Source organism: Leadbettera azotonutricia ZAS-9, assembly GCF_000214355.1.
In the GTDB taxonomy this organism is placed as follows: Bacteria; Spirochaetota; Spirochaetia; order Treponematales; family Breznakiellaceae; genus Leadbettera; species Leadbettera azotonutricia.
Genome location: NC_015577.1, coordinates 112,887 through 137,986 on the forward strand (window position 1 = coordinate 112,887; position 25,100 = coordinate 137,986).

Annotated in this window: 25 protein-coding genes; 9 read left to right on the forward strand and 16 right to left on the reverse strand. The window is 52.1% G+C overall.

The genetic code is table 11. The features are described 5' to 3' along the window. Window positions 1–3 precede the first annotated feature (3 nt). The 10 genes from TREAZ_RS00505 to TREAZ_RS00550 form a co-directional block, all read right to left on the reverse strand. Window positions 4–1,065, reverse strand: coding sequence for a uroporphyrinogen decarboxylase family protein (locus TREAZ_RS00505; RefSeq protein ID WP_015709819.1), 1,062 nt, complete (start codon window positions 1,063–1,065; stop codon window positions 4–6). A gap of 11 nt (window positions 1,066–1,076) precedes the next feature. Beyond that, a complete protein-coding gene (locus tag TREAZ_RS00510) occupies window positions 1,077–2,366 on the reverse strand; it encodes a TRAP transporter large permease (RefSeq protein ID WP_015709820.1) in 1,290 nt (429 codons plus the stop codon). Between the two features lie 9 nt (window positions 2,367–2,375). Continuing rightward, on the reverse strand, window positions 2,376–2,852 hold the full coding sequence (locus TREAZ_RS00515) for a TRAP transporter small permease (protein ID WP_015709821.1): 477 nt from the start codon (window positions 2,850–2,852) through the stop codon (window positions 2,376–2,378). 12 nt (window positions 2,853–2,864) lie between these two features. Then, a complete protein-coding gene (dctP, locus tag TREAZ_RS00520) occupies window positions 2,865–3,878 on the reverse strand; it encodes a TRAP transporter substrate-binding protein DctP (protein ID WP_015709822.1) in 1,014 nt (337 codons plus the stop codon). A gap of 141 nt (window positions 3,879–4,019) precedes the next feature. Further along, entirely contained in the window at window positions 4,020–4,754 is a 735-nt protein-coding gene (locus tag TREAZ_RS00525; RefSeq protein WP_015709823.1) for a GntR family transcriptional regulator, read from the reverse strand. Between the two features lie 46 nt (window positions 4,755–4,800). Beyond that, window positions 4,801–5,490, reverse strand: a complete 690-nt coding sequence (locus TREAZ_RS00530) for a hypothetical protein (protein ID WP_015709824.1) — start codon at window positions 5,488–5,490, stop codon at window positions 4,801–4,803. Between the two features lie 7 nt (window positions 5,491–5,497). Beyond that, on the reverse strand, window positions 5,498–6,139 hold the full coding sequence (locus TREAZ_RS00535) for a rhomboid family intramembrane serine protease (RefSeq protein WP_015709825.1): 642 nt from the start codon (window positions 6,137–6,139) through the stop codon (window positions 5,498–5,500). Then, on the reverse strand, window positions 6,136–6,888 hold the full coding sequence (locus TREAZ_RS00540; protein WP_015709826.1) for a TIM barrel protein: 753 nt from the start codon (window positions 6,886–6,888) through the stop codon (window positions 6,136–6,138). The genes TREAZ_RS00535 and TREAZ_RS00540 overlap by 4 nt, the downstream gene beginning before the upstream one ends. Window positions 6,889–6,902: 14 nt before the next feature. Beyond that, entirely contained in the window at window positions 6,903–7,901 is a 999-nt protein-coding gene (gene dusB / locus TREAZ_RS00545; protein ID WP_015709827.1) for a tRNA dihydrouridine synthase DusB, read from the reverse strand. Then, window positions 7,902–8,678 (reverse strand): TatD family hydrolase, encoded by a 777-nt coding sequence (locus tag TREAZ_RS00550; protein WP_043922628.1) that lies wholly within the window; start codon window positions 8,676–8,678, stop codon window positions 7,902–7,904. A gap of 176 nt (window positions 8,679–8,854) precedes the next feature. Here TREAZ_RS00550 and TREAZ_RS00555 point away from each other — a divergent pair, with 176 nt between their 5' ends. Both TREAZ_RS00555 and xylB read left to right on the forward strand, forming a co-directional pair. Beyond that, the gene (locus tag TREAZ_RS00555; RefSeq protein WP_015709829.1) at window positions 8,855–9,538 is read left to right on the forward strand and encodes a response regulator transcription factor; all 684 of its coding nucleotides are present in this window, start codon (window positions 8,855–8,857) and stop codon (window positions 9,536–9,538) included. A 36-nt stretch (window positions 9,539–9,574) separates the two neighbouring features. Further along, window positions 9,575–11,062, forward strand: a complete 1,488-nt coding sequence (gene xylB, locus TREAZ_RS00560) for a xylulokinase (RefSeq protein ID WP_015709830.1) — start codon at window positions 9,575–9,577, stop codon at window positions 11,060–11,062. A gap of 162 nt (window positions 11,063–11,224) precedes the next feature. Here xylB and TREAZ_RS00565 read toward each other — a convergent pair whose 3' ends face one another. Then, window positions 11,225–11,545: a hypothetical protein gene (locus tag TREAZ_RS00565; protein ID WP_043922630.1), complete on the reverse strand. Its 321-nt coding sequence runs from the start codon at window positions 11,543–11,545 to the stop codon at window positions 11,225–11,227. Further along, complete coding sequence (locus TREAZ_RS00570) at window positions 11,538–11,864, reverse strand: helix-turn-helix domain-containing protein (RefSeq protein ID WP_015709831.1); 327 nt, start codon at window positions 11,862–11,864, stop codon at window positions 11,538–11,540. The genes TREAZ_RS00565 and TREAZ_RS00570 overlap by 8 nt, the downstream gene beginning before the upstream one ends. Window positions 11,865–12,007: 143 nt before the next feature. On the opposite strand from TREAZ_RS00570, the gene TREAZ_RS00575 reads away from it, so the two are divergent. Then, window positions 12,008–12,844 (forward strand): undecaprenyl-diphosphate phosphatase, encoded by an 837-nt coding sequence (locus TREAZ_RS00575; protein ID WP_015709832.1) that lies wholly within the window; start codon window positions 12,008–12,010, stop codon window positions 12,842–12,844. Window positions 12,845–12,850: 6 nt separating this feature from the next. Here the strand turns inward: TREAZ_RS00575 and aepX are convergent, their stop codons facing one another. The 3 genes from aepX to aepY are packed head-to-tail and all read right to left on the reverse strand — an operon-like array spanning window position 12,851 to window position 16,882. Further along, window positions 12,851–14,149, reverse strand: coding sequence for a phosphoenolpyruvate mutase (gene aepX / locus TREAZ_RS00580; RefSeq protein WP_015709833.1), 1,299 nt, complete (start codon window positions 14,147–14,149; stop codon window positions 12,851–12,853). 10 nt (window positions 14,150–14,159) lie between these two features. Beyond that, a complete protein-coding gene (locus TREAZ_RS00585) occupies window positions 14,160–15,755 on the reverse strand; it encodes a 2-aminoethylphosphonate aminotransferase (protein ID WP_015709834.1) in 1,596 nt (531 codons plus the stop codon). Further along, complete coding sequence (aepY, locus tag TREAZ_RS00590; protein ID WP_043923192.1) at window positions 15,755–16,882, reverse strand: phosphonopyruvate decarboxylase; 1,128 nt, start codon at window positions 16,880–16,882, stop codon at window positions 15,755–15,757. Before aepY ends, TREAZ_RS00585 begins: the two co-directional genes overlap by 1 nt. A gap of 156 nt (window positions 16,883–17,038) precedes the next feature. Here aepY and TREAZ_RS00595 point away from each other — a divergent pair, with 156 nt between their 5' ends. The 6 genes from TREAZ_RS00595 (at window position 17,039) to TREAZ_RS00620 (ending at window position 23,635) form a co-directional block, all read left to right on the forward strand. Then, window positions 17,039–17,809: a sulfite exporter TauE/SafE family protein gene (locus tag TREAZ_RS00595; RefSeq protein ID WP_015709836.1), complete on the forward strand. Its 771-nt coding sequence runs from the start codon at window positions 17,039–17,041 to the stop codon at window positions 17,807–17,809. 105 nt (window positions 17,810–17,914) lie between these two features. Next, window positions 17,915–18,589: a nucleotide exchange factor GrpE gene (grpE, locus tag TREAZ_RS00600; protein ID WP_015709837.1), complete on the forward strand. Its 675-nt coding sequence runs from the start codon at window positions 17,915–17,917 to the stop codon at window positions 18,587–18,589. A 36-nt stretch (window positions 18,590–18,625) separates the two neighbouring features. Beyond that, a complete protein-coding gene (dnaK, locus tag TREAZ_RS00605) occupies window positions 18,626–20,572 on the forward strand; it encodes a molecular chaperone DnaK (protein WP_015709838.1) in 1,947 nt (648 codons plus the stop codon). 82 nt (window positions 20,573–20,654) lie between these two features. Next, window positions 20,655–21,791 (forward strand): molecular chaperone DnaJ, encoded by a 1,137-nt coding sequence (gene dnaJ, locus TREAZ_RS00610; RefSeq protein ID WP_015709839.1) that lies wholly within the window; start codon window positions 20,655–20,657, stop codon window positions 21,789–21,791. Further along, window positions 21,788–22,591 (forward strand): acetate and sugar kinases/Hsc70/actin family protein, encoded by an 804-nt coding sequence (locus TREAZ_RS00615; RefSeq protein WP_015709840.1) that lies wholly within the window; start codon window positions 21,788–21,790, stop codon window positions 22,589–22,591. The genes dnaJ and TREAZ_RS00615 overlap by 4 nt, the downstream gene beginning before the upstream one ends. Before the next feature lie 15 nt (window positions 22,592–22,606). Further along, window positions 22,607–23,635, forward strand: a complete 1,029-nt coding sequence (locus TREAZ_RS00620) for an aldo/keto reductase (protein WP_015709841.1) — start codon at window positions 22,607–22,609, stop codon at window positions 23,633–23,635. Here the strand turns inward: TREAZ_RS00620 and TREAZ_RS00625 are convergent. Next, complete coding sequence (locus TREAZ_RS00625) at window positions 23,596–25,086, reverse strand: hypothetical protein (RefSeq protein ID WP_148257616.1); 1,491 nt, start codon at window positions 25,084–25,086, stop codon at window positions 23,596–23,598. The two genes, TREAZ_RS00620 and TREAZ_RS00625, sit on opposite strands and share 40 nt — an antisense overlap. Window positions 25,087–25,100: the final 14 nt, after the last annotated feature.

Sequence of the window (25,100 nt, forward strand, 5' to 3'; positions counted from 1 at the left end):
TATTTAAACAGCCAGAATCTTATGCAGTTTTTCGCCCAAAGCAGCGGACTCTTCCGCTGTAGGGGTGGAAGTCTGAATAAAAAGCCCCTTCCTGCCGAAAAAATCCAGGATCTTTTGGGTGTATTCAGCCAGATCCACAGGGGATCCCTTGGGGTGATCCCAATAGCAGTGCCTGAGGAAAAGGGCGGTCTTGCCAGCCGCGGCGTCCCGGATGGCGGCCCAGTTTTCGGTCTGGGGGATGGTGAAGTCCAGGCCCTTGAGGCCGGGAATCTCCATCATCACCGCCGCCACATTTGCTACATCCCCGCAAGAATGCACCACTATGCCGCCGAACTCTTTGGCGATCATGCCGTTGTACTTCACCCCGAATTCACGGTAGAGATCCGGCGAAAGGAGCGCGCCTGTATCGTCGCTCACCCTGACGCCCATTTCTCCGGGAAGGCCCCAGATTTCGTGGCCGACACTGTAGCGGTTTTTGATGCGTTTGAATTGCTCTTTGATAAAGAGGATAGTTGCCTGGGTCACTTTTTCCATGAGCACGTGAACTTCATCGGGGAACACCAGGAGGGCTTCGATAAAAGACGTATAGTCCCAGATAAGCGAAGCGGTCACCAGGGGAGAGGGAACGTTCAAAACACGGAAGGGTAAATCAGTATGAGCCTGGAGATAATCCAGGCGCTCCCATGCCCGCTTGAAATAAGGATTATTAACCGGATCGGGAACCGCAAGTTTATGCACATCGCCGGCATTTTCTTCGCGTATAAGGCACGCCGCCCAGGGATCAGCCTCGTCGTTCACTCTGTATTCGCAGCCAAAAGCCGCAGCAACGATGTTAATCCCTGTATTGGGCTTTACATTGGGAAAAGCGTAATCGTAAATGTTTTCGCGATCCTTGTGGAACTTCAAATTCCAGTCAAGCTCGTTATGGTCGTTTTCGAAAAACTCTCTGGTGGCAAGATGCACAGGCCCCACTTCAACAACAAAGGGAACTTCATCCACAGCTTCAAGCCGGGCGTTGGCTTTAATGCGGGCTTTTTTGGTTTCGATGTCCGGTTTTGCGATCATACCATTCCTTGTTAAGGGCCAAAAATCATATTGGGTATCCATAGCACCACCTGGGGGAGGAATACCAATATTGCCAATTCCAATAGCACAGCTACCAAAAATGGCAAGCTGGCTTTGGTGTACTCCTCAGGAGGGCAGCCTATGATCCCGCAGACCGTATATAAAGCCGAACCAATCGGCGGCGTCATAACCCCCAAGGTTACTATGGTCGCCATAAGGACGCCAAAATGGACAGGATCCATTCCCACGCTGGTCACCATGGGGAGGAAAATCGGGGTAAGAAGCAGGAAATTTACATTGCTGTCCACGAACATTCCGGAGATAAAAAGGAAACCCAGCATAATCAGGGTAAGAAGCTGGGGATTGTCGGTGATGCCGAATATCATATTGCTCATGGCAATGGGCAGCCTGACCCAGGTGATAGCGTAGCTGAAGGGTCCGGACATGGCAATTATCAGCATGATGGCGCCGTTGTCTTTAAACGACATAACCAGGGCTTCTTTGAATTTTGCCCAGGTTAATTCCTTGTAAACAAATTTTCCGATTATAAGGGCATAAGCCACAGCAAAAGCCCCGGATTCCGAGGGGGTAAATACGCCGAAACGTATGCCGATTATCAGTATCACCGGGAAAAGAAGGGCCCAGATGGATTCTTTGAGATTATCCAAAAGCTCTTTTACCGTGAGTTTTGGCGCGTCGGTTTTGGGAGGATCGTACCTTCTGATACGGCTTGTGATGGTCGTGGTAGTCATTAAAAAAAGCATCATCAATATACCGGGAATGATCCCGGCGGCAAAAAGGCGGCCGATTGAAACTTCGCCGATAAAACCAAAAATAATAAGCCCGAGGCTCGGCGGGATTGTGGCAGTGATAAGCGCAGTAATACAATTAACCGCGCAAATATAGCCCTTGCTGTACCCGAGGCGCATCATTTCAGGGCCGAGAATTCGGGTTTCCATGGCGGCATCGGCAGTTGCGGAACCGGAGACGCCCCCCATAAGGGTGCTCATCACTACGCTTATCTGCGCGGTTCCGCCGTACATGCGGCGGGTCACCAGCCGGGCAAGGCCCAAAAGCCGTTCGGTTATGCCCGACACATTCATCAGATTGCCCGCGAAAATAAAGAAGGGAACTGCCAAAAACGCAAATGACTGGCTCTGTGAAACTATCTGCTGGACTACGATTTCAAAGGGCAGTATGGGCGTAGCGCCGAAATAGGCCATGCCTGCAATGCCAATGACAAAGGCAATGGGCATGCCCAGTATGATAAAGACCACAAAACAAATAAGCAAAAAACTCATGGCTTCTCCTTATTTGTTGAACCCGGCGATACAGCGCCGTATCTTGAGTATTGTCGAAATGACCATAGAGGAGGCCGCAAAGGGCATACTCAAGGTTACTATTGAATAAGGTATTGGCATGGATTGGTATTTCCGTATCCACTCTGACGAAGCCAGCCTGATTCCAAAAATGATTATTACTACCAGGGCAAACAGTATTACTGCAAAAACAAATATCTCTACAGACTTCCGGAGCTTTTCGGGCAGATGACGCGTTACTAAATCAATGCCCACAAGCTGCCCGCTCCGATACGCGACATCAGCACCCAAAAAGGCTGTCCATGCCAATAGCAGCATGGCCATATCAATGTTCCATGACATGGAGATCCTGAACATCCTCAATATGGCAGAAAGGAACACCAGGGTGATAAGCAGCACAAAACCCGCCCCGGTGATAACCATTTCTGCCTTGCAGAGAAATTTATATGCTGCACGCAGTTTGCCCATGGAATCCTCTTCCTAGAGTCCCAGTTCCCTGAAAAGCCTGTCTTTCAGACCGACAGTCAATTTAAGATCGTTATTGGTGTAGAGGGAATCAATGGCCCTTTGGAATTCAGGAATACTCACTTCGGTGACAGTCATACCCTTGGATTTAAAGCCGTCGTAATACCCCTGTTCTTCCTGGGCGATGATAGCCGAATATTTGGCCGCGGCATCGTACACGGTTTTGACAAAGAGATCGCGGTCAGCCTGGGGCATACCGTCAAGCAGGGCTTTTCCACAGACGAAGCTGGACTGGAGCATGTAGTGCTTGGAGAGGGCCAGGTATTTGGTCACTTCATAGAGCCTGTAACTGTCGGCAGTGGAAGCCTGGATCTCGCAGCCATCGAGGGATTTGGCCTGGACGCCTGAATAAATATCAGTCGCGTTCACAGTGGTCTGGGCATAGCCAAGATATTTGGCAAGAGCCTGGCCGATTGCATTGCCAAAACCCCTGAGGCGGAGGCCCGAAAGGTCGGCAACCTTATTCACCGGGGTGGTTGTATAAAAACTGCGGAACCCGTTGAACATATCCGCGATGAGCACCACGCCCTGGGCTTCGAGGGCAGCTTGCCATTCTTTGTAGAGGGCGGTCTGGGGCAGTTTCTCCAAAACCTTGTAATCCGTAAGCACATAGGGGGCCATGAGGATATTGAGGTCCGGGATGTTGAACTGGCTTGCGAGGCGGCCGGGGTCAGAGGGCACCACGAGGTTGACGCCAAGGCGGGCCTGGGTTACGAGGTTGTCGGTATCGCCGGGAAGAGCGCCCGCGACGTACACTTTGACATCGAAACGGCCCGTGGCGTTAAGCGTATCCGCCACTTCCTGCATCATGCGGCTCTGGCCGGCGGTTGCGCCCTCGGTGCCTGCAAAGGTAACGGCGATTTTGGCGCCCGGCGCCCCGGCGCCTGATTGGCTGCCGCCGGCAGCAAACACGCCGGCTGCCACGAGAAGGCCGAGGCTAATGATCAACAGACTCTTTTTGGTTTTCATAATCTTCTCCATAAATATTCAAGATTCTTGTCAGATAATATCTGATATCTGGCATATTACCATGCTTGTATACCAGAGGTCAAATAAATTCGTAAAAATTTGCTTTTTTTGCTGTTTTTTTGCTTTCCCGAACCCCGTGGCTCAGGACATTTTGGGAAGGCCGCCAAAATCTACATTGTAGGAATTCTTTTCTTTTTCGGGAACAAAATAATCCGGGAATTTGCCCCGGATGAGGGCTTCTTCGGAATTCAAATTATGAAGATGCTCATACAGGGCTTTCCGGGCCTTTTCGAGGTCTTTTCTCTTCAGCGCTTTGAGTATGGTATGGTGCTGTTTTACCCTTTCGTCCGCGATACCCGAAATCCAGATGGTCAGCATGCGCACCCGGTGGTAATGTCCGCTCATGCTGCCAAGCAATTCCCAGCTTAAAGCCTGATCCGCAGCCTCAAAAAAAATCTGGTGGAAGCGATCGTCATAATTGATAAAATCGATAAAGGAATGTTTTTTAAGCGCCCCGGCCTGAAGTTCCAGAAGATCATTCAGCTCGGCAAAAGCGGCCCTGGATGCTTTGCCGATAAAAAGTCCCAGCACAGCTGTTTCAAGGCTTTCCCTAAGGAAGAATTCCTGGTCTACCCGCCCCAAATCGATGAGGGACACCCTGGTTTCCTTTTGGGGTATCACCTCCACCAGGCCTTCCTTGGAAAGATGGATAAAGGCCTCCCTTACGGGGGTACGGCTCACCTCAAAGCGCTGGGCAATTTCTTTTTCGCTGACAACCGTTCCCGGCGCAAGGTTCAGGTTGATGATGCTGTCCCGAAGGGCTGTATAAACGGAATCCTGAACACTTGAATATCGAATTTTACCGGGAGTCTGCATAATAAAAAACTAGTATACTAGTACCTTTTTGTCAAGTTTTTATTGTCTAATATGCCGAAAACGGGACTATTTCTTTTATTTCTATCCTGAAGCGGGCTGAACAGGCCCATCGGCCTCCGTCCATAAAAAAGGCGGGGAAGGTTTGGAGGGAGATAAAGCCGTGGGCTTCCTTGGGCCGGTTCCTCTCGCTGCCCTGAAGCATGGCCCGTACCGCAGCGCGGGCAGAGTCCTCAAGGGCGGTTTTCCTGATGGCAAGCCAGTCGGACATTTCCACAGGCCCGCCGAGGGGGCCGTGGCCCACAGCCTGGGCATTGCGTATCATCCCGGTTTTCCAGGCATTGATGCGCCGCAGCTGGCTCTCCCCAGGGCGGTAATCCATCCATGCCCAAAACTTCATATCCCTGAATTCGGCGTGGGTAACCCGGAGCCGGGGGTCCCCCCAGGTTATGGCCCCCAGGGGGTTGAGCTCGAAATTTTCCGGGATTTTCCTGGCCCGTTCGCCTACATCGTAATCGAAAGACCAGCCGTAGATCTGGGCAGAAAAAAACAGGGCCGCTTCTTCCAGGGCGCGCTTGTAGGCATCTTCCTTTTCAAGGGGGTACTTTTCATCGACATAAGCCCCATACACCGGTTCAAGCTCTACCATCACTTCCCCCCTCAACACTTCCTGGGCAGGAAGAACCATGGGAAAAAGAAATGAGCAGACCATCAGGATAAAGCAAAGGAACCGGGGCATATCTCCATTATCGGCGCATGGCACGCCAGGGGTTGATACCAAAACGCACAAGGAAATAAAGCCAGCCGAAGGCAAAGCCCGCAAGATGGGTAAAATGCGCCACATTGCCGCCAAGGCCGGTAACCATGAAGAAAATCTCAAGGGCTGTAAAGCCCAGGACCATCACCGGGGCGCGCAGGGGAAGGATGCCCCAGAGGTACAGAATGTTACGGGGGAAAAGGACCGCATAGGCAAGCTGGACTGCAAAGATAGCCCCGGATGCCCCCATGAGGAAAACCCTGTAGGACCCGGTGAACCAGTACACTATAAAAGAAAAGACCCCTGCCAATACCCCGGTAAGCATATAGTAAAGGAGGAATTCCGTGCTCCCCATGTAGCGCTCTACCTGGGTCCCAAAGATGAAAAGGGCCAGCATATTAAAAATTATATGGCTATAAGAAAAAGGATCGTGAACAAACATATAGGTCGCAAACTGCCACAGGTAGCCGTGAACCACCAGCACAGGATTCATGGCAAGGTAATCGGTTATATCCATAGCCCTGGGATTATAAAAAACCTTTTCCCCAAGGAAGACGAGGATATTCAGGCCTATAAGAATCAGCACCACATTGTACTGGCTATTCCTGAAAGGTTTCCTCAGAAAATTCATTTGTACCCCGCCAAAAATTTCTTAAGCCCTGCCGCAGGATCTTCCACCGGAAAATATTCAAGCCCGGCATACCCTTTATAGCCTGCATTTTCCAGCGCCTTAAAAACCCGGTTGTAATCGAGCTCGCCCCTGTCCAGTTCATTCCTGCCCGGATTTCCTGCCGCATGGATATGGGCAATTTTATTGATATTGGCGCAGGCCCGGCGTATCACGTCTCCCTCGGAAATTTGCTGATGGTAGGTGTCAAAAAGGAGCCTGGCATTTTCAGAACCCGCTTCATCGAGGATCTCAAAGCCTTCGTCGGAAGATTCAAGATACGTACCCTTATGATCCACTTTGCGGTTAAGGGGTTCAAGCAGAAGGGTGACCCCCGTGCCTTTGAGGATCGCATCGGCTTCCTTTAAGCCCTCGACAATAGCCTTGTGCTGAAAATCCCGCCTTGCCCCGGTATCCTCGCCGCTCTGGGTTATAAGGAATTTGGCGCCCATTATTTTGGCAGCAGCCACCGATTCTTTAAGGCCCTCAAGGAATTCAACGCGCCTTGATGGATCATTCAGGAAGAAATTTTTTGTACAAAAGCCCGCGCAACTTAAGCCCAGGCTGGCAGCCTTTTTGGAAAGCGCCTCAAGATCCCGGCTCTGCCACATCCAAAATTCAAAGGCGGTATATCCGCAAGCTTTAACCTGGTCCAGGGCAGCGATGCTGTCCAGGCCTTTAAAAACCGAATCGATGCATACGGAAAATTTCATGATTCCTCCATCATTTATACGACCGAAAGTATATCCTTATAATCGGAAATTGTCTCGGCATGGACCAGCCTGTCCCTCAGTTTATTGCCGCCGCTCAGCCCCGATCCCCCGCCTATGCCCTTGGTATAGGCGCAAAAGGCCCTGCGCATTTCCCTGCAAGCCGCAGCTTCGCCCAGGTCCGCAGTGAGCAAATCAAGCTGCCTAAAGGCCATGGCGAAACGTTCTTCGTAAGAGGGAGGCGTCCAGGCGCCATGTTCAAGATATTCCCTGGCAAGACGGAAGATAAACGGGTTGCCCTGGGCGCCCCGGGCAAACATCAGCGCAGCGCAGCCTGTTTCGCGGAGCATGCGTTCAGCATCCTCGGGAGAATAAAGATCACCCGAACCCGCGACCGGCATTTTTAAACGCGAAACTAAATCCGCCAGATGTTCCCAATTGCTTTTGCCGCTGTAACCCTGGGATCTCGTCCGGGCATGAAGGCACACTAACGCTGCGCCTGCCTCGACGGCGGTACGGGCACATTCATTGTAATTGATGGAAGAAGCATCCCAGCCGGAACGCATTTTTACTGTCACCGGAGCGCCGCCCAGCTTTTCGCGGGAAGCTTTTGCCACCCCCTCGACTATCCTGCCTAATTTCGCAGGATCGCGCATAAGAGCCGAACCCGCCCCGGATTTTACCACCTTGGGGACAGGGCAGCCCGCGTTGATGTCTACCACTTCCGGATGCAGGGGCTCAAGGAGCAGGGCAGCCGAATACATCACCTCCGGATCAGACCCGAAGAGCTGCACAGCATAACGGGTTTCGTTCTCGGCCCTGCGGAGCAAGGCAAAAGTCTTGGCGCCCCGGCGTATGAGGGCTTCGGAAGAAGCAAGCTCGGTATACGTCAAATCGGCCCCCAGTTCCACGCAGATCGATCTGAAAGGGCGATCCGTGTAGCCTGCGACAGGGGCGAGAAAAAGATTGCCCGAAAGGGAGAGGCTGCCTATTTTTAACGGACGGTAGAGATTCACTTACTCCCTTGGCAGGTTGAAGAAACGGCTGGAATTATCCCAAAGGGTATCCGCCATTTCTTCATCTCCCATTTCAAGCATATCTGCAAGGAAGTGGGCAGTAATGGGCAGGTATTTTGGCATATTCCGCTTGCCCCGGTAATCCGCAGGCACCATAAAAGGACTCTCGGACTCGATGAGTATGCGGTCAAGAGGGAGCACACCAATGGTCTCGTGGAGATTTTTGGCATTCCTGTAGGTCAGATTCCCTGCAAAAGAGAAATAGAGGTTGAGATCCAGGGCGCGTCTGGCATATTCGGCATCTTCCGAATAGCAGTGGAGCACGCCGCCCCTGGGCGGCAGCCTGTCCTTGAGTATCTCAATCACATCCTTGCCCGCATCCCGGTTATGGATGATAACCGGCAGATCAAGCTTGGCGGCCAGATCGAGCTGGGTGATGAAAAGCTCAATCTGGCTTTTCTTGTCGCCGAATTTACGGTAATAATCCAGGCCGATCTCCCCTACCGCAACCACCCGGGGAAGCTGGGCGCTCTGCTCTATGGTCTGAACCCAATCCTTGCCGGGGTTCTGCACCTCCGAGGGGGACACACCCACTGCATGGTACACATGGTTCGCGGACTTGAGGTTATCGTACACCTTCACAAAGTCATGAAGGCTATTGCAGATCGACACTATCCTGGTCACCTGGGCCTGGCGGGCTTCTTGTATTACTATGAGCTGCTCAATGGGATCTTCACAAATGAGCCCAATGTGAGCATGAGTATCAAAATATTGCATGCTTTTTCCAAAAGATATGTTATAGACTTTCCAAACTGGATATTTCGAGTATAGCACAGTTCCAGTGATCCGTCAAGGAAGAATTTTTTAAAAAACGCAGAAAAACGCTTGCCTTCGGGGGAATTATTTCTTATATTAGAATGCATCTCCATTATCTCCATCTTAGGCAGTTAAACATGATAAGTATCGTGGTTATTGATGATGAGATTCAGGATATAGAGAGGATAAAGTATCTGTTGCATTCTCAGGGAGATTTGGAGTTACGGGGATTTGGGAAGGACGGATATGACGCTATCAGGCTGGTGAGATCAATCAAGCCTGATATAGCGATCCTCAATATAAGCCTGGCTCTATATTGTGGGGTGGAAATATCCCACCTTTTAAAACGTGATTCTCCCTCCACCGCCATTGTGGCAATGGGCTCGCAGCTGGATATCAACCTGATAAAGCGGGTTGTGAACGAAGCCGTGGCAGCGTATATCCTGAAGGAGGATTTCAATCATTTGGCCGAGATACTCAGGAAGGTTCATGAAGGGGAATATTATTTTAACCCCCTTATATGCACCCAGGCTTTCCGCATTCTGGCCAGCCTGCTTCAGAAACCTGCTGCCGGGGACTACATACCCTCGGCCTGCAAGAAAGAAAGCGACTTCCCGGCAGGGCTCTCCAGGACTGAAATGAAGATCCTGGCTCTAATTGGCGAGGGCTATTCGGACAAGGAAATTGCAGGCAAGCTGAAGCTTAAAAACGGGACTGTCAGAAATTACATCTCCCGGATTATGCGCAAGGGATGCCTTAAAAGCCGCCCTCAGGCAATTGCGTATGCCATAAAAAATGGCTTGTCAATTTCATCGCAATAGAATTAAGATGTATGAAACAGGATTAGCGGAGGCGATATGAAAACTGTATGCGGAATAGACCTGGGAACCCAGAGCTGCAAGATCATCATTTATGATTATGAGAAAAAGACCATAGTGGATTCCGCCAGCGCGGCTGTGGACATGATTGCCGAGAATGACGGCACCAGGGAGCAGAAGGCCGAATGGTACGAGGAAGCCCTCAAAAGCTGTTTCGGCAAACTCGACAATGCTGCGAAAAAAACTATAGCCGCTGTCGGCGTTTCAGGCCACCAGCACAGCCTGGTCCCCCTGGATGCCAAGGGCAAGGCCCTCTACAATGTCAAACTCTGGTGCGACACTTCCACCCAGGCTGAGTGTGAAGAGCTGACAAAAGCCGCAGGCGGCGAGGCCAAGCTCATCAAAACCGCGGGCCTCCCCATGCGCCCTGGCTACACGGCCCCCAAGGTGCAATGGCTCAAAAATCACAAGCCCAAAGCCTTTGCGAAACTCAAGCACATCCTCCTCTCCCACGACTATATCAATTTCCTGCTGACCGGCACTTATACTGCGGAATTCGGCGATGCCTCAGGTTCCGCCCTCTTTGACGTGAGCAAGCGCCAATGGTCCAAAAAAGTCAGCGGCTACATTGACCCCTCGGTATTCGCAGCCCTCCCTCCCCTGGTTGAAGCAGGCGAATTGGCAGGGACAGTTTCCGCCGCGGCCGCCGCGCTTTACGGCATCCCCGAAGGCGCCATAGTCTCCGCAGGGGGCGGCGACAACATGATGAGCGCCATAGGCACCGGTACCGTAAGCGACGGCTTTCTCACCATGAGCCTGGGTACCTCGGGCACCCTCTTCGGTTTTTCCAAAACCCCGGTCATAGACCCCTCGGGCGACCTTGCGGCCTTCTGCTCCAGTTCCGGCGGATGGCTTCCCCTGCTCTGCACCATGAACTGCACCGTGGCCAGCGAAGAATTCCGCGCCCTTTTCGGCCTTGATGTCAAAGCCTTTGACGCCGAAGCCGCCAAGTCGCCCATAGGCGCAGACGGCGTTGCGGTCCTCCCCTTCTTCAACGGCGAGCGCACCCCGAACCTGCCCCACGGCAGGGCCAGCATCAACGGCATCACCGCTTCCAACTTCAAGCGGGAGAACCTCGCCAGGGCCGCCCTCGAATCGGCCATCTTCGGCATGCGCATAGGCCTCGAAGGTTTCAAAAAATTGGGCTTCAAGGCCAAAGAGATACGCCTCACAGGCGGCGGTTCCAAGAGCCCTCTCTGGCAGTCCATAGCCGCCAACGTGATGAACCTGCCCGTGCGGGTTCCCAAAGGCGCTGAAGCCGCCGCGCTTGGCGGGGCCATCCAGGGCCTTTGGGCGCTCGAACGGCAAAAAACTCCCAAGCTGGCTATAGACGCCATCACCGAAGCCCATGTCGCCATGGAAGGGGGCGCCACCGTCAAACCCGACGCCAAGGCGGTCAAAGCCTATAACGAGGCTTACGGAGTTTACTCGCGGTATTTAGGGGCTTTGAGTCCCCTTTATAAATAGGGAATTAATACCTAAAGGCCCTTGCGGTCATTTCCTGTTCCATCCTGGGGATTCCGTATTTTGCTGCGGTCTGCCTCCAGGATGAAACGGATTTTTTTACTTTATTCAAAATTGATTGGGCTTTTTCCGGAGAAAGGCGAAAATGTGAAATCACACTCATGGCTAAATCGAAATCAAGTGAATTATCGTCCTCTGATATATTGAGCGTAAGGCCTGTACCGGTTTCGTCAGCATTCTGCCCCAGCGGTCAGGCGACGAATCAAGAAACAGCCCGAAATTCCGTTTACCTTCCCCAAGATACTGAGGCCCTTCAAACTGCCCAATATTCGGGTCGAGCATACGAAATTCCTTATGGGCAAGCCATGCCGTATTGCCGCTAAAGGAAAAAACTTCCCGCCCCCGAACCTGTTCGAACCTCAGCGTACCGATACATTCAGGCCCGGCGTTTCCCCAATCCATATAAACATAAATTTCTTCACTCATCAGGTTTCCTCGTTTTCGAAGCCCTCTTGCCCGGCAAGAGCTTGGCATCCTGAAGCTTCCGCCCAAGGATATCGTCCTCTGCCACCTTCAAAAGGTCCCGGTCAAGGCCAAGGACAAAGAGAACCTTGAGGTAAGCCCCCATAGCCACCCCCGGATCACCTCTTTCGATTTTGTAGAGAGTAACCCGGCTGATACCCGCCCTTTCGGCTGTCAACTCAGAGGAAAAATCCCGGCGCAAACGAGCAAATTTGATGTTTTCCCCAAGTGTATTGAGTATCTTTTGCTGCCTGGGGAATAGAATACTTTTTGGCTTACCCATAATGTTTATATTAGTATACTATAATCCCATTTTTTGTCAATATATATAAACATTATATTTCAAACAGCGTCAGCTTCATTTGGGAATTGCCTCCCTTGTTTTTACTTTATCTTAGTAATAAGGTTAATCCAACAGGAGTTATAATGACCATTTTCGAAGCCTTGATCCTGGGTGTAGTTCAGGGGATAACTGAATTCCTGCCTGTGAGCAGTTCGGGGCATTTGGTTTTGCTTCAAAAAATATTCGGAATTACCGAGTCGGCTCTGCTTTTTGACACCATGGTTCACGTTGGAACCCTTGTTGCGGTGTTCGCAGTGCTCTGGAAGGATATTTGGGCTATACTAAAGCGTATTTTTCAGCCTTTGACCCTCTATTTGATTATCGCTACCCTTCCTGCAGTGGTTTTTGCCCTCCTGTTCAAGGATAAAATCGAAGGAGCCTTCGCTTCGGGGGGCTTTTTGGGTTTTGCCTTCCTTGCAACGTCGATCTTGCTGGTGGCTTCCGAGCTTCTTTTCCGCAGGGCCGGACCAAACAAGGCGGGAGAAGGCGGAAAACCCCGAACCCGCGAGTCCATGACCTGGCTTGACGCCCTGATCATAGGCCTACTCCAGGCTGTCGCCATTATCCCTGGTGTTTCCCGCTCCGGCTCCACCCTTTCAGGTGCACTTTCCCGCAAGCTGGATCGCGATTTCGCCGCACGTTTTTCCTTCCTCCTTTCGATTCCGGCAATCCTTGGCGCCCTGGTGCTCCAGGTGAAGGATTTGGCGGGGGGCGCGCCTGCCGGGGCAAGCGCGGACGGGGGTATTGGCGTCGGCGCCATTGCAGCGGGAACCATAGCTGCCGCGATAGTGGGATTTTTCTCGGTACGGTTTATGCTCAAGATCGTGAAGGAACGTTCGCTGTTTGGGTTTGCGGCGTATACTGCGGCGCTGGGGGTTTTAGTACTGGTTGACCAGTTTGGGACCCATTTGTTTTTCTAGAGCAGTTCATTTTCCCCCAGGTATCAATTCAAGAATTTCCTTTATCGGCATACAGAGTTTGTCTGCTTCAAGCGCCCGCTCGTTCTCCAGTATAGTCCGCGCCGCATTCATCATTGCCGGATAAGAAGCCCTGAGCATGTGGTTAGCATAAATAATAATTGACGCTCCCCATTGGCAAAGTTCCTTTTCTAAAAACTGATTATAAGAAGTAGGAACAAGAACCAGCGGTACCTTTTCGTATTCGGCCCGGAACTTCAGGCAGAACTCGCGTATATCGCTGCCTGATTTTTCTTTACTGTGTATCATGATGCCGTCAGCCCCGGCCGCGACAAAAGCCCTGGCGCGTTCAAGGGCGTCAGAAACCGGGAAGCCTGCGATGAGGCTTTCAAGGCGGGCTATGATCATGAAGTCACGGGTTACCTGGGCGCGTTTTCCTGCGCTGATCTTTTCACAGAATTCGGGGATGGGGCAGAGTTCCTGGATTACATCGGTGCCAAAAAGTGAATTCTTTTTAAGGCCGATTTTATCTTCGATGATAACTGCCGAAATACCGTTCCGTTCCAGGGTACGGACAGTAAACACGAAGTGTTCGCTCTTGCCGCCTGTGTCGCCGTCAAAGATGATGGGCTTGGTAGTACATTCGAGGATATTGGTGAGATCCTGCATACGGGTAGTGAGGTCAACGGCTTCGATATCGGGCTTACCCTTGCTGGCGGAGTCGGTGAGGCTTGATGACCACATACCGTCAAAACTGCGGAGGCCGTCTTCGCTTTGGATTTCGAGGTTTTCGATGATGAGACCCGAGAGGCCCGAGTGGGCCTCCATAATTCGTACTATTGGTTTTATTTCGAGGAGACGCCGTAATGTTTTAAGCCTGATATCCGGGGTGGTGCCTATGGCGCGCATGGCTTCGCTTAAAGCTGAGGAGTTCACACCCTGGGTGTAGGGGATCTCGATAACTTCACCGCCCAGTTCCTGCATTGCTGCATAGACATGGCCGCGCTCTTTACTCAAGGGACCCGATTTCCAATCATCGCCGTGGATAATGGCATCGGGTTTATACTTTTTCAGATTGGGTACATAGCTCCATTCTTCCTGGGGTACTACCCTGGATACGCCCTTGATGTTCTCTACCACTTCGAGACGCTGTTCCCAGGTGAGGTAGGGGAGGCGTTTGTGGGCGGCAATTGCAGAATCTGTGAGGAGGCCCACAAGTACCTGCCCGTGTTTTTGAGCTTCCCTGATAATGTTGATGATGCCCGGGTGGATGATATCGCCCCGAAGCCCCAAATAAATTGTTTTCATGCTAAAGTCCTTATAATGTTTGAATGTAATCTTCCAGAATTTTGACAAAGGCCGTCATTTCTTCCGGCTGTATATCCCCGATATTGGCAATTCGGAATGTGTTGGCGTCAGAGAGTTTGCCGGGATAAATAGTAAAACTTTTACTGCGGGCAAGATCGTGGAGCGCATCAAAAGAATATGCAGGAGATGCAGGATCGATGATGGCAGTAATAAGCTTAGACTGGGCTGCTTCGGGAACCAGCATGGAGAGGCCCAATTTTTTTACCGTTTTGACAAGTATGTCCCAGCAGGCGGAATAACGGATATAACGCTTTTCTATTGTTTCAATCTTTGCCTCAATAATTGCCTGGCGCAGGGCATAGAGGGTCTGCACAGGCGGGGTAAAGCGGGTTTGTTTGGTCTTCTTGAAGCCGTTGTATTGATCCTGAAGGTTAAGGTAATAGTTCCGCATGGGGTAAGCGCTTATCTGTGCAAGAGCTTCCTTGCGGCAAAAAACCAGGGCAGCGCCGGCCATACCCTGAATGTTTTTGTTTGAGGTTGAGGCCATAAAATCAAAGCCATCCCTGTCCATGTCGATGGGAATAGCCGCAAAGGCGCTGACTGTATCTACAATGGTGGTAATTCCGTGTTCATGGCAAAAGCGGCAAAGTTCGGGCGCGGGGTTAAGCAGGCCCGTAGTGGTTTCGTGGTACACAATGGCAAAATGGGTAAAAGCGCCTTCTATAAGCTTTGTTTTAACCGCTTCTGTATCCAGGGGCTTAAAACCTGAACTTTTAAAGACTTCAAAATTGAGTTTATACACCTTGGCGATTTTGGCAAAACGCTCGCCGTAAGCGCCGTTATCGACGATGAGGAGCTTTCCCTCATCGGGAACACAGGATGAAATCATCACCTCGTCGGCGGCGGTGCCTGAACCGCCGAAGAGTACGGTTTCCACCCTGCCTGGTTTGCCTGCCATAAGGGAAAGCTCGGTGCAGATCCACTCCATGAGATTGCCGAATTCTTTTTCCCTGGGACATATATCTGCGCAGATTTGGGCATACTTAACGCTGTCGCTTGTGGTAGCAGGACCCGGATTAAGGAGAACCTCACGCCTGACGCTGCGGAGGCCTTCGGCTTCCTGTATCAGGGGGTAGAGATCTTGTTCGGTTTTTTGGGCAGCGGCACCGGTTTCGATTTTTCCCCAAAGGAGTGTTGCGATTTTCCTTGTTACAGCTTGAGACGGAATCTCCATTTTTGGGTACATTTTTTCCAGGGCTGAATTTTGCAGTTTGGCAATGCCTATGGGTTCACCTGAACCGGAAGCAAGCTGCACATCAGGACGAGCCTCGTTGATAAGGACGTGGAAGGCTATGGCGTCAAAAAGAAGGCCGCTCCGCAGGAAGAGAAAATCACCTGAAATTTGGAAAGCGCCGGTGGTAATTACGATACCAGGATAACGGGATTTCAATTCAGCATAGCCTGCCGCAGAATCTGCATGTACCACAATGAACATCTCCTCTATTCCCGAGGCGAAGAGTTTGCGGACAGTGTGTTCAATTAAAGGTATTCCGCCGATAGTGCAAAAATCCATTTCTCCTGACAGTAATACTGCGTATCTAATCATTATAACTCTCCCCTTAAAAAATCCATTAAAGCTTTTTTATTTGTTTCAGGACTTGTACCGGGCCGGCCCAGGTCCGCCCTGTTGCCTTTGCGTATACGCACTTCGATAAAAACAGGACCTTTACGTGCAGTAAAAAGGGCGCGAAGTTCCTCCCGGGTATACACACGATGGGCTTCCGGGTATCCCGCTGCAAGAGCCATGGCGCAGAGGTCAACTTTGAAGCCTATAGTAGGCTGGCCCCCCACTGAATCATGGGCGCCGTTGTTCAAAACAATGTGGCGCAGATTGGAAGGCTTACAGGTACCTATAGTTCCCAATACACCCAGGTGCATTAATACTGCGCCGTCACCGTCAAGGCAGGTAATGGGAATCTCCCTTCTCTGCATGGCTGCAGCGAGGGCCAATGAAGAAGCGTGGCCCATGGAACCTACGGTAAGAAAATCCCGTTCGTGGCCCATACGGTGCTTTTCCCGCAATTCGTACAATTCCCGTGAAGCCATGCCGGTAGTGGTAAAAAAGGCCTCCTCCGGGGGTGATGAAAGAATTATCTCCTCAATGGCTTCTTCGCGGGTCAACTCAACAGCCGGATATTCTTCAGTATGCGTTAATGTATAAGGAGTAAAGGTGTCTTTCTTTACGACAAAGGCGTAAGGGCCGCCATTTTTTTCCAAAGACGCATAGCACGCGTCAAGCTGATCGTTCAAATCAGCTTCATCGCGTGTAAGAATGGCATAGGGTATTTCCATGGCCTCAAGCAAAGCGCAGGTAACTTTGCCCTGTTTGAGATGCTGGGGTTCGTCCTTAACCCCAGGTTCACCCCGCCAGCCAATCATAAGGATCAGGGGAATACGGTAAACCAGGGGATCGGTCAGCGAAAGGAGAGGATTCACCGCGTTGCCTATCCCCGAATTCTGCATATATACCAAGGGGATTTTTCCGGTTCCAAGGTGAAAGCCCGAGGCCAGGGCAACGGCGGATCCTTCGTTAACCGCAATAATGTGGTTATCAGCTTTAGCATGATCGGTTATGTAGGCGCAGAAATTTTTCAAAAGCGAATCAGGAACACCGGTAAAAAAATCCGTCCCCCTTTTTACAAGCTTATCAAAAAGATTACCAGGATCTATCATTTTATTCCTCTTGCTATCATGTTCATTTTCAATAGTCATACCATAAAAAATGAACATAGTCAACCAGGGCTCTAAAGCCTCCATAGCCGAAAAGCTTGATTTCGAGTATCATGTTTGGGTGAATTATCAAACCCTCAACCTTGAAAGAGCACAGTTATGAGCGAATTCCTCAGATCCCTGCCTTTTCAGCAACTTGACGTGCCCTGGAAATGGGCTGCCTGGATAGTTTTGGGACTCTGCATCGGCCTTTCGAAGGCAGGTTTCACCGGCATCACCGCAATAATCTTTCCAATTATTGCCATCATTTTCGGGGCCAAGGCGTCCACCGGCCTCAACCTGCCCCTGCTCTGCTTCGCCGATGTGCTGGCAGTTATCTACTATAACCGCCATACGGAATGGAAATATATCATCAAGCTCCTCCCCTGGACATTGGCAGGCTTTGGCCTGGCTCTTTGGGTGGATACTCTCGTGCCGGTTCAGGCTTTTAAGTACCTCATGGGAGGCTGTATTCTGGCTGGCCTTATTGTCATGATCTGGAACGATCGCCGGGGAAAAGACGCCCCTGCCCCCTCATCCTGGTGGTTTTCGGCCCTCTTCGGCATTGCCGGGGGCTTTTCCACAACTATCGGGAACATCGCAGGGCCCATCATGTCGGTATTCCTCCTCTCCATGCAGCTACCCAAGAACAGCTTCGTGGGCACTTCGGCCTGGTTCTTTCTCATAGTGAATTATATAAAACTGCCTGTGCAGGTCTTTTTATGGAAAAATATCACCCTGGATGTGCTGGCCCTGGACCTGACCTTGATCCCATTCATTTTGATAGGCGGAATAGTGGGGGTTGTCAGTATTAAGAAGATTTCAGAGTCCCTATACCGGAAGGTTATCGTAGTTCTGACCCTGGTTTCCACGATTTTCCTATTTATTTAGGAAAATTAAAAAAAACGTTGTTTTTTTAAAGATTTTTGTTGACGATTGGGTACAAAAATAAGTATTTTTCAATGAGAATATAATTAGTTTCGATAGGAAGTATTAATGTCAAAGCACAGCCACAACCCCGGTCCAGAGGAAGGGGTCAAGAAAGAGGAAGCCGCCCCCCAGGCAGAAGCAGGGGCTTCGGGAGCCGCAAACGGGGCAGATGCACCTGGCGGAGAAACTGGCCAGGCCGCCGCGCAAGATCAGGGAGCTGTGTCCGGCAACGCCCAGGCGGCCCCCGAAAAGCCGCTTACGCCGGAGGAGAGAATCGCAGCCCTGGAGATACAGCTGGCCGAAGCCAACGATCAGTACCTCCGCAAGGCTGCGGATTTCGAGAATTTCCGCAAGCGCATGGCCAGGGAAAAGCAGGAGGCCATAGACTTTGCCAATCAGAGCCTCCTCATGGATCTGATTCAGACCATGGACGATTTTGACCGGGCCATCAAGGTCGCGGAAGGCATGGCCCAGTCCACGCCGGAATTCGCAAGTTTTTACGAGGGCGTCTCCATGATCGAGAAGCGCCTTTCGACCCAGTTGGACAACAAGTGGGGGCTTAAGCGTTTTGATTCAGAGGGCCAGCCCTTTGATCCCAACCGCCACGAGGCCATTATGATGGAGAAATCCGCGGAAGCCAAAGAGGCAACAGTTGCCCAAGACCTGATTAAAGGGTATACCTTGAAAGATCGCGTTATCAGGGCAGCAAAAGTAAAAGTAATTATGCCGGAATCAAATTAACCGGAAAATAAATTATAGGATTAAGAGGAGCATACTATGGGTAAGATAATTGGAATCGACTTGGGAACAACAAATTCCTGCGTGGCAGTCCTGGAAGGGGGCGAGCCGGTGGTCATTCAGAATTCCGAGGGGGGCCGCACCACTCCCTCAATCGTGGGATTCACCAGCAAGGGCGAACGGGTGGTAGGCCAGCCTGCAAAAAACCAGATGATCACCAATCCCGAAAACACCATTTACTCGATTAAGCGGTTCATGGGCCGCCGTTACTCCGAGGTTACCAGCGAGATAAAGCTGGCGCCTTACCGGGTGAAGGAGCAGGGCGACGACGTGCGGGTGGACATTGACGGGAAGCTCTATTCCCCCCAGGAAATTTCCGCCTTCACCCTTCAAAAGATGAAGAAAACCGCCGAGGACTATCTGGGCGAAGAAGTTACCGAAGCGGTCATCACGGTTCCCGCCTACTTCAACGATGCCCAGCGCCAGGCCACCAAAGACGCGGGGAAAATCGCCGGCCTTGAGGTGAAGCGCATCATCAACGAGCCTACGGCGGCGTCACTTGCCTTCGGCTTCAACAAGGATTCAAAGAAAGAAAAGACCATCGCGGTCTACGACCTGGGCGGCGGCACCTTCGACGTTTCCATCCTGGAACTGGGCGAAGGGGTCTTTGAAGTAAAATCCACCAACGGCGACACCCACCTGGGAGGCGATGATTTTGACCGCCGCGTCATGGAATGGCTCATTGCCGAGTTCAAGAAAGATTCGGGCATTGATCTGGCTCAGGACCGCATGGCCCTCCAGCGTCTGCGCGAAGCTGCTGAAAAAGCCAAGATCGAACTTTCGGCTATGCAGACTACGGAGATCAACCTGCCCTTCATCACTGCCGATGCAAGCGGCCCCAAGCACCTTCAAAAAACCCTTTCCAGGGCAAAGTTTGAACAGATGGTGGAAGACCTCCTCAACAGGTCAAAAGACCCCTGCGTTAAAGCCCTCAAAGACGCGGGCCTCAATGCAGACCAGATCGACGAAGTTATCCTCGTGGGCGGTTCAACCCGTATCCCCGCGGTTCAGCAGATCGTAAAGGATCTCTTTAAGAAGGAACCCAACAAGGGCGTTAACCCTGACGAAGCGGTCGCCATAGGCGCGGCTATTCAGGGCGGTATCCTTGGGGGCGATGTAAAAGACGTGCTGCTCCTGGACGTTACCCCCCTCTCGCTGGGTATCGAAACCCTGGGCAGCGTCATGACCAAGCTCATCACCAGGAACACGACCATTCCTACCCGGAAGAGTCAAATTTTCTCCACTGCCGCCGACGGCCAGACCGCGGTGTCCATACACGTGCTTCAAGGCGAACGGGAAATGGCGAACCAGAACCGCACCCTCGGACGCTTCGACCTCGTGGGCATTCCGCCTGCGCCCCGGGGAGTTCCCCAGGTCGAAGTTACCTTCGACATCGACGCCAACGGCATAGTCCACGTATCCGCCAAGGATCTCGGCACCGGCAAGGAACAGAAGATACGCATCGAAAGTTCTTCGGGCCTTTCTGACGGCGACATAGACCGCATGGTCAAAGAAGCGGAACTCCACGCCGAAGAGGACAAGAAGGAACGCGAAAAGGCGGAAGTCCGCAACGAAGCCGACAACATGGTCTACTCCACGGAGAAGAACATCAAAGACCTGGGCGACAAGGTGAACGCCGCCGATAAGGCCAAAGCCGAAGAAGCCATCGCCGATCTCAGGAAGGCCCTGGAAGGCACGGATCTCGAAGCCATCAAGGCCAAGAGCGAGGCCCTCAAGCAGATTTCTTACAAGATCGCGGAAGAGGTCTACAAGCAGACCGGCGCCCAGCCAGGCGCGGGCGGCCCCGGCGATGCAGGTCAGGCAGGCCCCGGAGCAGGCGGCCCCGGCAACGCATCCCAGGGCAACGGCGGCAATACCAAAAGCGCCGAAGATGCAGACTACGAAGTGGTAGATGACGATAAATAGCAAAATCAAAACAAAGTTTTGATTTTGCTTTGGGAGAATCTGCCGGAGGCAGATTCTCCACACTTTTTTACAGGGTGATACAATGGCCAAGCGCGATTACTACGACATATTAGGCGTTCAAAAGGGCGCCTCTAAAGACGACATAAAAAAGGCTTACCGCAAGCTGGCCATTCAGTATCACCCTGACAAAAATCCGGGGAACAAGGAAGCCGAGGAAAAATTCAAGGAAGCCACCGAGGCGTACGAGATACTCGGGGACGATCAGAAACGCCAGGCCTACGACCAGTTCGGTTTTGCCGGTGTCGAAGGCATGGGTGGCGGGCCCCAGGATTTCTCGCAGACTTTCAGAGGCTTCGAAGACATCTTCGGAGACATGGGTTCTTTCGGGGGTATCTTCGAAAGCCTCTTCGGCGGAGGCGGCCCCGGAGGCGCAGGCGCCAGGCGCGGGGGAGGTCCGAGGCAGGGAGCAAATCTCCGCTACGACATTGAGATTCCTTTCAAAGACGCAGTCTTCGGCACCAAGGTCGAAATTCAATATACCCGCAACGATTCATGCTCGGTCTGCAAAGGCTCGGGCGCCGCCAACGGAGCGGGCAGAAAAGTCTGCCCCACCTGCCAGGGTTCAGGCCAGGTACGCCGCAGCTCGGGCTTTTTCTCGGTGGCTCAGCCCTGCCCTTCCTGCGGAGGCGAAGGCTACATCATCGAAAAGCCCTGTACCGAATGCGGCGGTTCGGGAACCCAGAAAAAACGGCAGAAGATCATGGTTACCATCCCATCAGGGGTGGAAAACGGTAAACGAGTAGCCATACCCCGCCAGGGCGATGCAGGGCCGGCCGGCGGCCCTCCGGGGGATCTCTATGTTTTTATACGCGTAAAGGCCCACGAATATTTTGAACGCCAGGACGAGGATCTATACTGCGCGGTTCCCATCTCCATAACACAGGCTGCTTTAGGTGCGGAAATACAAGTCGCCACTCTCGAAGGCAAAACCATCAAGGTTAAAGTCCCCCCAGGCATACAAAACGGCAAACTGCTTCGCATACGCGACGAAGGCGTGCCGATTCAGGGACGCAGGGGCAATCTCTATATCAAGCTCATGGTTCAAATCCCTGTAAAACTTTCCAAGCGGGGCAGGGAACTCATGGAGGAGCTTGCGAAAGCCGAGGGGGAGAACAGTACTCCAAAACCCATATCCCTGTCGGAACTGTCTGAACAATGATCATAGGGATAGATATAGGCAGTACCACCACCAAGGCAGTTTCCATTGAGGCCGGCAAGGTACTAAAAATGATAAAAACCACCGCCTCCGATGCGCTGACTTCCGCCACTGGCGCTTTTGGCAAAATGATAGTCGAGAACAATATCAGGATGCCGGACATCCAGGGAATCAGGATCACCGGCGCGGGATCTACCAAAATCAACAATGACCTTTTCGGCATCCCCACCAAACGGGTGGAAGAGATTACCGCCATCGGTATTGGCGGCATGTTCCTCTCGGGGCAGGACAATATCGTCATCGCCAATATAGGAACAGGGACCGCCATCATCGAGGCAAAGAAGGACAAAATTTCTCATCTGGGAGGTTCAGGGGTCGGGGGCGGCACCATCCTGGGATTGGCAAAAAAACTGCTTATGATGTCCGGCTTTAGCGATGTTATGGAATTGGCAAAGTCGGGGAACCTGAACCAGGTGGATCTTCTTATGGAAGATATCATGGAAACGGACATCAGCTTTTTAAACAAGGAATCCACAGCCTCCAACTTCGGCAAGATGCTGGACACCGCCCGGAACGAGGATATTGCCCTGGGAATCCTCAACCTGGTGTATCAGGTTATCGGCATGATGTCGGTCTTTGCCGCCCGGAGCCGGAACATAGACCAGGTTATCGTTACCGGCAGCGGCAGCAACAATCCCATCGGCAAAAAAATTCTGTCCGAAATTACCAAGATGCATTCCGTGGCCTTTGAATACCCTCCGGATGCAGAGTATACTACCGCTATCGGAGCGGGGCTCCATTAAAGAAGGGGAATGATCATGACAAATACCGTATTGGGCCGCACAGGCCTCACCATTAACAGGGATGCCTTCGGCGCACTGCCCATTCAGCGGGTGGATATAGCCACAGCCGGTAAGATCCTGTTCAAAGCCCTTGACGGGGGTATCAACTTTTTCGACACTGCCCGGGGCTACACGGACAGCGAAGAAAAAATAGGCGCTTCCATTGCAAAACGGCGGGGCGAATTCATCCTGGCAACCAAGACGCCCTCCAAAAATGCCGAAGGCTTTTGGAAGGATCTCGAAACCAGCCTGGGCAAGCTTAAAACCGACTACATCGACATCTACCAGTTTCACAACCCCGACTTTATCCCCAAGCCGAATGACGGTACCGGCCTTTACGAGGCCATGACAGAGGCAAAAAAGCAGGGCAAGATACGCTTCATCAGTATCACCAACCACAAATTGAATCTGGCAAAAGAAGCGGTGGAAAGCGGCCTGTACGATACCCTGCAATTCCCCTTTAGCTATCTCTCCAACGATACCGACATAGCCCTTGTCAAACTCTGCGCGGAAAAGAACGTGGGCTTCATCGCCATGAAAGCCCTGTCGGGCGGCCTCATCACCGACATATACGCTGCCCGGAACTGGATGGCCCAATACGCCAACGTGGTTCCCATCTGGGGCATACAGCGGGAAACTGAGCTGGATCAGCTCCTGGAAGCCATGAAGCAAACTTCCCCATTAACCCCCGATCAGAAAGCCAAAATCGCCAAAGACCGCGAAGAACTGGCAGGCGATTTCTGCAGGGGCTGCGGTTACTGCCTCCCCTGCCCGGCGGAGATAACCATCAACATCTGCGCCAGAATCAATCTCCTTTTAAAGCGGGCCCCTGAAGCCCAATGGGTCTCGGAAACCTGGCAGCAGAACATGGCCAAAATCGAAAACTGCCTCCACTGCGGCCATTGTACCGACAACTGCCCCTACGGCCTCGACACTCCGGCGCTGCTCCAAAAGAGCCTCAAAAACTACCGGGAATTTGTTTCGAGCCGCCAGGTGAGGGTATAGTTCCACTTCTCGGGGAATTGGTCGGAGGCAATTTTCAGTCCCACTCTTCCCCATTTGCCGGGCTTTACCGAAGCATTAACGGCAATGTCCCAAATGTTTTCTTTCTCAGCCTTTATGGTATAGCCTGTTTTAGCACTGATACTCACAATGCCTTTGCTCCAGTTCAATTCCCCCCCGGCCTTGAAAGATTCAAAAGTTTCAAAAGCCGGCGGCAGGGGGAAGGGAAGCGGGTTTTCATCAACGTCAAAAATGGAACGGCCATGCAGGGCGCCCGATAAAGAAGTTCTCCATGAGCCAAAGTTGAAGCCAGCCATAACCTGAAGGGAATCTTCAGTCTTGAGGGGAACCCTGGCGTCCCTGCTCAAAGCAAGGGACGCGCGGCTAAAATGGAACAAGAGCCTGTTTTTTGGCGATGGCGCCGAGGGCCTAAAGTAGATTGAAGCTTCGCCCCGATTAAAAATTTCCCCAAACCCCGGAGACCGGAAAACCGTGTCAAAACGGAAAGACCCCGAACGCACCCAGCGGCGTTCCAGGCGCGAAGCCATCCTGAAACCCGCGCCAGGCGCCGCGCCGCCCCTGTCAACATAACGGCTTCCCGCTGCGTCCGCCGCCAGGGAAAACCTCCAGGGCTTGTCCCCTATCCTTATAGCAGCATTCCCGTACATATCCCTGCCAAAGGCAAAAGCTTCGGAAAGCGCCAAATCCGAGGCCAGTCCGAAATTTTGCGTGTTAAAAGCAGCGCCAAAAGCCCAAAACCTGAAATCCCGTTCAGGCAGGGGCGGGGCGGCAGAAAACCAGCCCGAAGCCTTGCGGGCAGCCAATTCCTTTTGGGTATAAAAGCCGTCAAAGCCAAGGCTGTAGTTGTCCCCCCAATTCGTTTCAACACCAAAGCCAAAAGCAGGGTTAAGATCATCATCAATCCGGGTCGAAGCATAACCGGAAAAATGCCCCCACTGGGGCAGCCCCAGGTAAAGGCAGGTTTCGCTTTCTTTTGAGGAAGACGCCTCGGTTTTGAGTTCGCTCATGGCAGGCTTGCGTTTCTCCACAAAAGGCGCCGACTTAACCCAGACATTGCGTATCCTTGCAGGGAGACCCTCCTCGTCAAGCACACCCCTCAAGAGCCTGCCCTTCCCAAGAAAGGAACCAACAGGGCCCGAACCATCATAGTAGATGCCAAAGCCAGGGGTAAAAATCGGCGCCCTGGCGTCATCAGGGGGAAGCACCCGCTTGTCCACAGCCTGGACACGGAGAAGGAGGCCAAGGTTGGGAAGCCCGAAATTGAAATCCCCCCGGTTAGCCAGAGTTCCCCCGGCAAAAATATCTTCCCCGGAGAAAGCCTCCTGGTTTTCCGCCTGTCCGGCAGCCCTGAAGCTGTTGGCCCAGGAGCCCGACCAGAGCAAGCCCCAGGTAAAGGAGGGTTCGGCGGATGCGATCTCAAGGCAAAATGGCAAAAACAGCAATAATA